The sequence below is a fragment of the Frateuria sp. genome, from assembly GCF_013362045.1.
In the GTDB taxonomy this organism is placed as follows: domain Bacteria; phylum Pseudomonadota; class Gammaproteobacteria; order Xanthomonadales; family Rhodanobacteraceae; genus Frateuria_A.
On the sequence record NZ_JABFWW010000077.1, the window covers coordinates 1 to 11,073 of the forward strand.

Here is an 11,073-nt window from a genome sequence, read left to right on the forward strand (position 1 = left end):
GCGGGAATCGGTGTGGGGGCGGGGGCCGGCGCCAGTGCGGGGACCGGAGCTGGAACGGGAGCTGGAACGGGAGCTGGAACGGGAGCCGGGGCCGCCTTGAGCACTTCGCCCGGCACCGGCGAAGCGGCCGCCAAGGGCGCGGGCGGCAGGATGCGCTCGGGGACGATGTCGACCACCAGGCGATGGCCGTGGCCGTCGCCGGGCGCGAGGTTGAAAATCTGCGGTTCGACCGGCGCCGGCACCAGCAGCCGTATCCGCGTGCCTGGTCCAATGGCACATCACCCAGTACGACGAACGGAGCTCCGGGCGTGGTCGGGTATTCCACGCGGGCCTGTATGGGCTGGTCCGATTCGAGCACCAGCCGCACCCGGTCGTTAGCCAGACCCACCCGCGTGCTGCTGACGTGCGGGACGCCGGCGGGCGCCTGCTGGGCAAGCGGCGCCAGTATCGGGGTCGTTACCGTGATCCGCGGCGGCACCGCAGACTCGGGTGCCGCCGCGGCGCGGCCAGCCTCCACGCCATGCGGGTGTGCGGGAAACACATCCAGCACCAGCCGCTCGCCGAAACCGCCATTGGCCCCAAGGTGGAACAGCCGCGTGCGCACGGCCGATCGCACCGGCAGCACGAGCCGCGTACCGGTGGCACTGTCCTCGACCGTGGCGCCGAGCAGGTAGGGGTTGTTCGCGCCGATCACCCGTCCCAGCCCGGCGAGGATGCGGTTGGCATCGACATCGTCCAGTTCCAGCCGCAGGGTGCCGTTGCTCTCGTCGGACGTCAGATGCGCGTGGATGGGCTTGTCCGATTCGATCACCAGCCGGGTGTGATCGGGGTCCATGCCCACGCGCAGGGCCTGCACGTGCACGGCGGCCATCAACGGGCCGGGCGCGAGGGCCAGCAGCGCGGCGAAGGCGGTGGGGCGAAGGCGGAACACCCTTCGGCATGCCGGTGGCCCGGTCATGGGCGAGAACGCATGCGAGGGAGCGTGGCGGGCGCAAGCCGAACCTTGCCGTGGCGGGCGCACCGCGCTCGTCGCGGTGCGCTCGTGTCGCTTGCGAGTCATCACCGCACGCCCTACGGGCCGGCGACCACGATGTCGCTTTGCAAGGACTGGTTATCCGAATCCGCAGCGAGCTTGAGGTGGCTGCCCTGGGCCACCGCGGCATCGATCACCCAGTCGTGGCTGTTGCCCGGCAGGATGTAGGCGGCATTCGATGGCATCGGCAGGCGTCGGCCGTCGTCGCCGGAGAGCACGAAGTGGGTCAGGTGGGCATGCGCCGTGCCGGTATTGCTGGCCGTGAGCTTCACGTGCGTCCCGTCGATCCTGGTGGCTTGCCAGTGCAGGCCGGGCGCGCTGGCCGAGCTTGGCTGGACGAACACGGGCAGGCTTATTTCCAGCACCATCCGCAGGCCAGCGGCGCCGGCCTGCGGAGCCGGCGGCACCTCGCGCAGGAACAGCCGGTAGGCGCGCTCCTGCTGCGGGTCGGGATCGCGCCGCGAGCCGATGCGGATCACCTGCGAGCCGCCGGCGGGAACGGTGAAGATCGGCGGCGTCGCCAGGATGTCTCCCGCCGGGGCGAAGACGTCCTTGCCTTCGGACTGCGACCAGGCCATCGCCCGGAGCTGGATGGTGGTCGCATCGGTGCCGGTGTTGCGCACGGTCAGGGCCGCCACCCGGTGATCGGCCGAGAGCGTCGCGGTCACCGGCCCGACCTGGAAGGAACCGGCCCAGGCGTGGCCGATGGCGAGAAAAAGTAACGCCAGGCCGCAAGCGGCCTGGCGTGCGCGTACGCGCTTCATGTCAGAAAGTGACGGTGGCAACGACGGTATCAGCGTAGCTGCCGGTCGGGACGTTCTGTCCTTTCGTGGCAAGAGCGTAGACCGTGGTGGCCACGGCGGCACCGGTGCCGCTTACCGTGGGGCCGGTGGCGTTCCAGACGGTGGTGTGGGCGGAGTCGGTGTACAGCTGGTAGGACAGATAGTTGGTGGTGCCAGCCAGCATGCGGCGCACCGGGGCCGCGGCGGTCGAACCGGTGCCGGCATGGGCGCCCTGGTCGAGCCCCACGGTCACCGAGGCGCCGTTGGTGCAGGTGGTGGTGATGGTGCCAGTGACGGCGAGGTCGGTGGTGGCGTTGGCGACGATGGGGTCGTAGGTGCCGAAAGCGACGCCGCCGTTGCTGATGGTGCAGTTGTTGGCGACCGTCGCCGACACGGCCATGCTGGAGGTCGCGGTGCCGGCGTAAGCCGTGCTGCTCATCGCCGCCAGCGCCACGATCGCGGTGATCGCCAGCGCGAGCTTGAAGGTTTTCTGCCTGGTTTGTGCTTGCATGTATCTGTTCCTGGGAAAAGGCGCGCGAGGACGCGCAAGTGGTGTTGTCGACGAGCAAAGTCTTACGCGGATGCAGTCCCCTCCTTTGTTCGTTCCCTGCAAACGAGGCAAGCGCTGTGCCAGCAACGCGGATCCCGATGTGGACACGCCTGGATCAGATGGAAGTTGTGATGGGTTTGGCAAGTTGGCCACCAAGCGGCCGGCGATTTCATGACGGGGCATTCGCGACCCACTGACGCGCGCGATAAGAAATTGACGATCGCGGAAACGGCGAGCCCGAGAAAAGGTCCATGCGTGATGGCCATCACATAGCTCGCGTGTGACGGTTGTCACGCTTTTGTCGCCTGAGCGCAGCCCTTTCGCAGTGCATGCCATAACTTGGTCGGAGCGCTTTCGTCGGTAGCGGCAACTGCCAGGCGCCGTGTTTTGCGTGGCGCGCCGGAGGCTTTCGAAGGCGCTGGCGTGGATGCCGGCTTTCTCAAGAGGATCGTGGAGGTGCCGACAACGGAGGCATGGCCTGGTGGGCTTGTGTTGTCTCCGCACCTGGAAGTGCCGCATGGCACGCGTCTTGCGAAGGGCGCGGAAGAACGTTGTGCCACCGCATCCACCGACACGCTCGCCCGGAGACCCATGTCACTCGCCGCACCGCCGCTGGATGCTCAAGTCGTCCTCGACTCCTTGCCGTTGTCGGTGATCCTGCTGGATCAGGAGGGCATGGTGCGCCACGCCAATGCCGCCGCCCGCCGACTCGCCTCGGTCATCAACGCGGAGGTGCCGGAGGGACTGCTCAGTCTCGTCGAGGCGCCCCCGCCCGAAGTGCAGGCGAAATCGCAGGTGGCAGGAGACGGATGGGAGGACCGCAGGGCGTGTGCCCTCGAAGGCGGTGGCTCGCTCGGAGTCGTGCGCCAGTGGCGCCGTTGTGCCGAAGGGTCCGAGCTGACCAGCGTCACCATCCGCCCGGCGAGCGCGCTCCAGCCGGCGGGCGCCATCGCCGGTCCCGAGCGCGAAAAGCAGCTGCTGGAGCGGCAGAGCCTGGTGCACGCCGAAAAGCTCGCCACCGTGGGACAGCTGGCGGCCGGCATGGCCCACGAGATCAACAACCCCATCTGCTACGTGCAGTCGAACCTGGGTTCGCTGCAGGACTACGTCAACAAGCTGTTCGGCCTGGTCGAGATGTGCGAGGCCATCCTTCGCGAGGAAGGCACGATAGCCGCCGGCAAGCTGGACGCGCTGGATGCCCGCAAGCAGGCCATCGACTTTCCGATGATCGTGGAAGACCTGCCGCTGCTGTTGGCCGAATCGCGGGAGGGCGTGGAGCGGATACGGCAGATCGTACAGAACCTGCGCGATTTCTCCCGCATCGATGCAACCGAGGGGTTCCGCCTCTTCGACGTGCACCGCGCCATCGAGACCACGCTGGGTATCGTTCGCAGCCTGAGCGGGAGTTCGATCCGCTTCACGACGTACTTCGAGGAACTGCCGCTGGTGGAGTGCAACCCCACCGAGCTGAACCAGGTGCTGATGAACATCCTGGTCAACGCCACCCAGGCCGTGGGCCAAAACGGCCTGATCGAGATCCATACCGGCCGGGGACCGCACCACGTGTGGATCGAAGTGAAGGACAACGGCTGCGGGATCGAAGAGCACGTGCTGCCGCGGATCTTCGAGCCCTTCTTCACCACCAAGGAGGTCGGCCGCGGTACCGGGCTGGGGTTGTCCATCAGCTACGGGATCATCAAGAAGCATGGTGGCGACCTGACGGTCCGCTCGCGCGTCGGCGCGGGCACGGTTTTCCTCATTACGCTTCCGGTCAAGCAGGCCGGGGCGCTCTAGCAATCACTGAGTGACATCATGACTTACCGACTCCTGCTGCTGGACGATGAACCCGGCATCCTCAACGCGCTTACGCGGGTGATCAACCGCATCGGCGCAGACCGGCTGGGCGCGCCCTGCCAGATCAGTGCGTTCACGGATACGGGGCCGGCGCTCGAGAGCCTGCAGAACGAGCCCTACGACCTGGTCATCACCGATTTCCGGATGCCGGCCATGAGCGGCCTGGATTTCCTGCGCGAGGCGATCCAGCGCCAGCCTGGCATCGCGCGCATCATCATCAGCGGTCACGCCGACCTGCCAACGGTGGTGGCAGCGATCAACGACGCCCAGGTCTTCCGGTTCGTCGGCAAGCCCTGGGACGACAACGAATTGCAACTTGCCGTGATACAGGCGCTGCACGTCTATGCGCTGGGCCGCGAGAACCAGCGGCTGGCGGACCTGGTGCGTATCCAGCAAGGCACCATCTCGCGCCAGGAAGCGGCGCTACGTGAACTGGAGGCCGAGTGCCCCGGCATCACGCGCGTGGAGCGTGACGAGCACGGTGCGATCTACCTGGACGAAGAGAACCTCTAGGGAGATTGCGGCATGTCCCCGGCCCACAACGCGCGTTGGCCACCCGGGTCGCCCGCCGCATGAGCCTGCGGTTCGCGACGGGCGGCAGAAATGGCATCGCGGATCACCTTGCGCAGGTCGTCGTCCACCCAGGGCTTGGTGAGGAAGCGGTACACGGCGCCGCCGTTGATGGCTTCGGTGACGGCGCCGATGTCTGCGTAGCCGCTCAGGATCATTCGGATGGTGCGCGGGTGAGTTTCCTTCACCTTGCCGAGGAATTCGGTGCCGCGGCCTTCGGGCATCCGATGATCGGACACCACCACGTCGATCGCTGCCGTGCCGAGAATGTCGAACGCCTGCTGGAACGTGCTGGCGATGTGGATGGTGTAGCCGTCGCGGCGCAGAAGCCGCGCGAGCGCGCGCAGGACGTTCTGCTCGTCGTCCACCAGCAGGATGGAACCGGTATCGCCGAGGTGCGCATTCTCGCTGCCTTGCAGCGAAGGATTGCGCAGCCGGGCCAGCATGGCCTCCGCGTCGAGGGGTTCACCCAGATGATTGCCCTGTGCGAATTCGCAGCCGTTGCGCTCGAGAAAACCCAGTTGCAGGGCCGTCTCCACGCCCTCGGCGACGACGGTGCAGCCGAACTCGTGGGCAAGCCCAAGGACGGCGCGGCAGATGCGTGCCGCCCCGATGTCGTCGGGGACGGCCGAAACGAAGGAGCGGTCGATCTTCAGCCGGTTGACCGGAAAGCGCTGCATCAGGCCGAGGCTCGAATGGCCGATGCCGAAATCGTCCATGGACAGCGCCACGCCGATCTTGCGCAACTCGCGCATCAGCGAGACCACATGTTCGGGATCGCCCATGGTCGCTTTTTCGGTGAGCTCCAGCTCCAGATACCGTGCGGGCAGCCGGGCCGCGTCCAGTGCCCGGCTGACGTCCTCGATGACCTGCTGGCCGCGCAGCTGCAGGCCCGAGACGTTCACCGAAAGCACGAAGTCGCCCACGCCGCAATCCAGCCAGCGGCGCGCCTGCTGGCAGGCTTGCGCCAGCACCCACTGGCCGATTTCCCAGATCAGCCCCATGTGCTCGGCCTGCGGAATGAAGCGGTCCGGCGTCAGCAGCCCAAGCGCGGGGCTGTGCCAGCGGACCAGGGCCTCCATGCCGGTGATCTCACGCTTGGCGATGCTGACGACCGGCTGGTAGACCAGTCTCATTTCGCCACGTGCGACGGCGCCGCGCAGGTGCGAGCCGACGTCGATCCGGTCCTTCAGCCGTTCGCGCTGGCGTGCATCGAAAACGTGCACGCGGTTGCCGCCGCGCTCCTTGGCCGTGCGAGCGGCCAGGGAGGCTTGCAGGATGAGCTCTTCCACGCTGGCGGCTGTATCCGGGAAGCAGGCGATGCCGATACTGGCGGCCAGACGCAGGGGAATCGAATTGAGGACGAGCGGTTCGCGCAGGCGGTCGAGCAGGCGCTGGCCGACTTCGAGCATGTCCAGATCGCCGCTCGCATCGAGGCCGCCGACCACGAATTCGTCGCCGGCGATTCGGGTAGCCAGGGAAGGGGCCTCGCCTGGCCCGGTCAGCCGCTCGGCGATACGTACCAGCAGTTGGTCGCCCGCCTCGAAACCGTCGGTTTCGTTGAAGGCGCGGAACCGGTCGATGTCGACATAGCAAACGAACAGGCGGTGGCATTGGTTGATGGCGCGCACGAGTTCGGTGGCCAACTTGTCCTTGACCAGCGCAGGGCGAAGGAGCCCGGATACCGCATCGTGGCTGGCCAGGAAATCCCGCGTCTGCTCGGCGAGCATGCGCTCGCTCACGTCATGCAGCGTAAGCAGGGCGAACGAGGTGCGGCCGTCACTTCCGGCCACTGGCTGCGCGACCAGCCGGCACCACAGCATCGGCTGCCGGTCCTCGCCAAGCCGTCCCGTGCGCTCGATGCGATCGCCCCTTTGCAGTTCGGCCTCCATCCCTTCGAGCCAGGGCAAGCCACCCAGGGCATCCTGCCAGGGCTTGCCCACGACGTCGGCGCAACGACGTCCGAACAGCCGCTCGTACCCCTGGTTGGCGCGGACGACCCGCCATGCCGCTGGCGTGGCCTCCAGCAGCAGCAGGGGCACGTCGGCATGCGAGAAGCACGATTCGATCAGGGAGCTGGTTTCTGTCATCGGTCGGGCGGATTGGCCATCCGCGATGGTATCGGCTGCAACGGGTCGAGCTTGAAAAGAGCCGCGCGGTGGCGCGGGCTGCTCAAGTGTCGCGCGAATGTCGCCGATATTCTGAGCACACGTGTTGAGTTCCAACGGTCGCAACGGGGCCGGCTTCCTTGTACACAGGCACGTCCGGCTACCCATCTTTCCACGGCTGTCTATGGCTGATCCGATCCCGACTCCTTCCGATCCGACGGCTGGCCGCCGCGTGCCCAGACCGCTTGAAGGGCTGGCCCTGGATCACGCCGGCGTCGGCGGCCTGGTCGTGGACTGGCACGGCGCGCGCGTCGCCGTGCTGGGAAGCTTTCCGGCAACCGCGCGCATGCCCGAGGTGGAAGCGCGTTCGGCTGCGCAATGGGTCGCCTGCCCGATGCTGGCTGAGGATGGAGCCGAGGCCGGCAGGTTGTGGGCCCTGCTGAGCGACGCGCCCGATGAAGAGCGCCTGCGTGGAGCGGCGGCGCTGCTCGCTCCGGTCGTCGCGCTGCGTGCCGAGCGGGATTTGCTGGCCGGCAAGCTGCACCATGTCGAACGAGCCGTACACGCCGCCGGCATGGGGCTCTGGGAATGGGACGTGCGCAGCGGGCACGCCTATTCGGGCAACAACTGGCCCGCCCTGCTCGGGTACGCGCCGGGTGAAGTCGAGATGAGTTACGCCGGCTGGATCTCGCTGGTGCATCCGGACGATCTGCCGCTGACCGAGGCGACCCTGCAGGCATTTCTCGGGGCCAGCGACCAGCATGGCTTCCGGATAGAACAACGCCTGCTGCACCGATCCGGCGAGTGGCGCTGGACCCTGTCGCTGGGCGACGTTGCCAGCCGCTGGCCCGACGGCAGCCCCCGCGTGCTGGCCGGCACCCTTCAGGACATCCAGGCCCAGAAGGCTTTCCGCATCGCGCTGATCGAAAGCGAGGCGTACGCCCGCAGCCTGTTCGAGTCGAGCCCGGACGGCATCCAGGTCATCGGGCTCGACGGCACCGTGCAGGACGTCTCGGCTGGCGGCCTGCGCCTGTTGGGACTGCAGGCCCGTGACGAACTGATCGGCGCCAGCTGGGTCGCGCAGTGGCAGCAACCCTACGACGGGCAGGCGGCGGAGGTGCTCGCCGTCGTTGCGCAGGGGCACACCCACCGCTTCCGCGGCGCCATGGCGGTCGCAGGGGAACAGCGCTGGTGTGACGTATTCGCTGCACCCTTGCGTGATGCCGACGGATCGATCGGGCGCATCCTGGTGACCTCCCGCGACGTCACCGCGCAGGCCCGTACCGAGGAAGAGCTGCGCCGCATCACCGTCCACATGGAGGATCTGGTGACGCGGCAGACCGCGGAGATCCGTGACAACGAAAGGCGGCTGCGCTCGATCCTGTCCAACCTGGACGGCATGGCCTACCGCTGGCGGGTGGCCGACGGCCGCGAGGTATTCTTCGTCAGCGACGGCGTCCTGGCGCTGCTGGGCGTGGAACCGCGGCTGGTTGGGTCGGCCGACGTCCTGCTGGAGCGCTTCGTGCACCCGGACGATCGTCCGGGAGTGCGCGCCGTCTGGGAGAGCATCGCCGGAACGGGCGTGCAGGAACACGAGTTCCGCATCGTCGACGCGCAGGGGCGCGAACGCTGGATCCACGAACGCCTCTGCCTGGTCCATGCCGGGGGCCAGGCCACCGGTTGCGTGGATGCCATGCTCACGGACGTGACCGAACGGCGGGACATGCTGCGCGCCCTCACCCTGGCCAACCACACGCTGGAGGAATCGCTGGTCTCGGTGTTCTGGCTGGATGCGCACGGCCGCGGGCTGCAGGCCAATCGCGCCACAGCCAGGCTGCTCGGCTACAGCCAGGAGGAACTGCGGCGGCTGGACCTGTCGCGCATCCATCCGGGCTTCGGCGACGATGGGCATTGGGCTCGCCTGCGCGAGGCTGTCCGCACCGACGGGCCGCAGCAATTGCACGTGAAGCTGCGCCATCGCGACGGGCGCGAGTTGCCGGTGTTCGTATTCATCACCTCGGTGGAGTTCGAGGGCAATGAAATCTACGTCGGCTTCGCCAGTGACGAGTCGAGCCGGCTGGAGGACCAGCGCGCGCGCAAAGAGAGCGACCTGCTCAGCCGCGCAGCCCTTGGCGCGCTGTCGGCGCGCATCGCGATCCTGGACCGGGATGGCATCGTGCTCGCGACCAATCGTGCTTGGGAAGAAGGCCCGCCGAGCAGCATGGACCGGCCCCGGGCCGTCATCGGGTCCAACTGGCCGCAGCGGCTGTCGCAATCGAACCACCCGGCCGCCGCCGCCGTCCACGCAGGCCTTTTGGCGGTGACCCAGGAACGCGAGAAGACGTTCGAACTGGAGTACGTCTATGCCGACGAGGACGATGCCGAGCCGGTCTGGATGCAGCTGCGCGCGACCCGCTTCGGCAGGGGCGAAGACCTGCGCGCGGTGGTGTGCATCGAGGACATCTCCCGGCACAAGCGCATCCAACTGGCGCTGGATCGCAGTCGGCGCCTGTTCGAAACGCTTTGCATGGCGGCGCCGGTGGTCATCTTCCAGGCCAATGGGGACGGCGCGTGCCGCTACATCAGCAGCCACTGGGACGCGATGACCGGACGGTCGGCGTCCGAAGATCTCGGTTTCGCCTGGCTGCATGCGATCGACCCCGCCGATTACCCCGGTTTCAGGGCCAGTTGGCTGGGCGTCAGGGACAGCGGCAACAGCTTTGTCGCCGAATGCAGGCTGCACCATGCCGATGGGCATGAGGTCAATGTCTACATCCAGGCCGTACGACTGCGTTCGGTGGACGGTAGCGAGGAACCTGGCTGGGTCGGGACCATCACCGACCTGACGCAGATCGAGGCAGCCACGCGCGAGTTGGCGCGGGCGGAGCAGCGCCAGCGCGAGGTGCTGCAAGCGCTTCCCGTATTCGTCTACGTCCTGCGCCCGTCTGCCTGCGGCCTCGTCGAGCCGGTGTGGCTTTCCTCCACGGTCGACCCGTTTGGCCACCAGTTCACTGACAGCCTTCCAGACCGCGACTGGTGGGCGGAGCACCTTCACCCGGAGGATGCGCCAGGCGTGTTCGCGCAGTTCAACGCGAAGATGCAGACCGAGGACCGCTGGTCGTACGAATACCGGCTGCGCCGTGCAGATGGTAGTTATGCCTGGGTTGCCGACCACCTGCATGCCGTGCGTGACGAGGAGGGCAGGTTGCTGGAATTGATCGGCAGCCTCACCGACGTCAGCGATCGCTATGCCGCCGAGGCGGCATTCCGCGAGACTGCGGCAGGGTTGCGGGTCGCCTTCGAGCAAGCCGCTGTCGGCATGGCCCATCTGGAAGACGGAGTAGTCACGCGGCCGAATCGAAGGCTGCTCGAGATGATCGGGCGCACCGGTAGCGACCACGCGGCCCCGGACTGGTCTGCCTGGACCCACCCCGAGGACCGCGAACGCGATGGGGCGATGCTGCAGAGCCTGCTGCAAGGGGCGGCCACCGCCGGTTCGCTGGACAAGCGGCTGTTGCGTGCCGATGGCAGCGACCTGTGGGTGCACGTGACCTATTCCCTGATTGACGCCGAGGGCAGGCCGGGAACGCGTATTTTCACGGTGGTCGAGGATACCTCGGAGCGGCGCCGCATCCAGGGCGCGGCGAACCAGGCCCTGAGCACGCTCGACGCCATCGCGGAGGCCACCTTCAGCTTCGATCCGGACCGGCTGCAGATCTTCTACGTGAACGAGGGGGCGTTGCGGCAGAGTGCCTATTCGCGCACCGCCTTGCTCGCGATGAGCCTGCTTGACCTGCAGGACCCGGAGATCCGGCCGCGAGTGCTCCAACTGCTGACGGCCGCAGCGGCGAAACCCGAACGGGGGCACCGCCTGGAAACCGAGCTGGTGCGCAGGGACGGTTCCCGCCTGCCGGTGGAGATGGCGGTGCAGTACATCTGTTCGGCCGACCAGGCACCGTTCTACGTGGCGGTGACCCGCGACATCACCGAACGGCGCGAAGCCAGGCTGCGTCTGGAGCAACTGAACGCTGAGCTGGAAGAGCGGGTGGAGCAGCGCACCGATGCCCTGTACGCGACGAACCTGCTGTTACGCAACAAGGAAGAGCAGATACGCGCGATCGTCGAGAACATTCCCAGTTGCGTGATCACCATCGATCGTGACGGCATCATCACCAG

The 11,073-nt window shown here is 67.4% G+C and carries 7 protein-coding genes; 3 read left to right on the forward strand and 4 right to left on the reverse strand.

Annotated features, from left to right (window positions below):
- From HOQ08_RS03650 to HOQ08_RS03660, 3 genes are all read right to left on the reverse strand, one after another.
- Positions 1 to 931: hypothetical protein (locus HOQ08_RS03650; RefSeq protein WP_291191764.1), on the reverse strand; the 931-nt coding region annotated here is incomplete at its 3' end.
- A gap of 140 nt (positions 932 to 1,071) precedes the next feature.
- On the reverse strand, positions 1,072 to 1,797 hold the full coding sequence (locus HOQ08_RS03655; protein WP_291191767.1) for a molecular chaperone: 726 nt from the start codon (positions 1,795 to 1,797) through the stop codon (positions 1,072 to 1,074).
- 1 nt (position 1,798) lies between these two features.
- Complete coding sequence (locus HOQ08_RS03660) at positions 1,799 to 2,326, reverse strand: spore coat U domain-containing protein (protein WP_291191770.1); 528 nt, start codon at positions 2,324 to 2,326, stop codon at positions 1,799 to 1,801.
- A gap of 630 nt (positions 2,327 to 2,956) precedes the next feature.
- On the opposite strand from HOQ08_RS03660, the gene HOQ08_RS03665 reads away from it, so the two are divergent.
- The gene (locus tag HOQ08_RS03665; protein WP_291191772.1) at positions 2,957 to 4,159 is read left to right on the forward strand and encodes an ATP-binding protein; all 1,203 of its coding nucleotides are present in this window, start codon (positions 2,957 to 2,959) and stop codon (positions 4,157 to 4,159) included.
- 18 nt (positions 4,160 to 4,177) lie between these two features.
- On the forward strand, positions 4,178 to 4,732 hold the full coding sequence (locus HOQ08_RS03670; RefSeq protein ID WP_291191775.1) for a response regulator: 555 nt from the start codon (positions 4,178 to 4,180) through the stop codon (positions 4,730 to 4,732).
- On the opposite strand, the gene HOQ08_RS03675 is transcribed toward HOQ08_RS03670, so the two are convergent.
- On the reverse strand, positions 4,729 to 7,014 hold the full coding sequence (locus HOQ08_RS03675; protein WP_291191777.1) for an EAL domain-containing protein: 2,286 nt from the start codon (positions 7,012 to 7,014) through the stop codon (positions 4,729 to 4,731). The genes HOQ08_RS03670 and HOQ08_RS03675 overlap by 4 nt on opposite strands.
- A gap of 67 nt (positions 7,015 to 7,081) precedes the next feature.
- Between HOQ08_RS03675 and HOQ08_RS03680 the strand changes: the two genes are divergently transcribed.
- Positions 7,082 to 11,073 (forward strand): PAS domain S-box protein (locus tag HOQ08_RS03680; protein ID WP_291191779.1); only part of this gene is annotated, 3,992 nt, incomplete at its 3' end.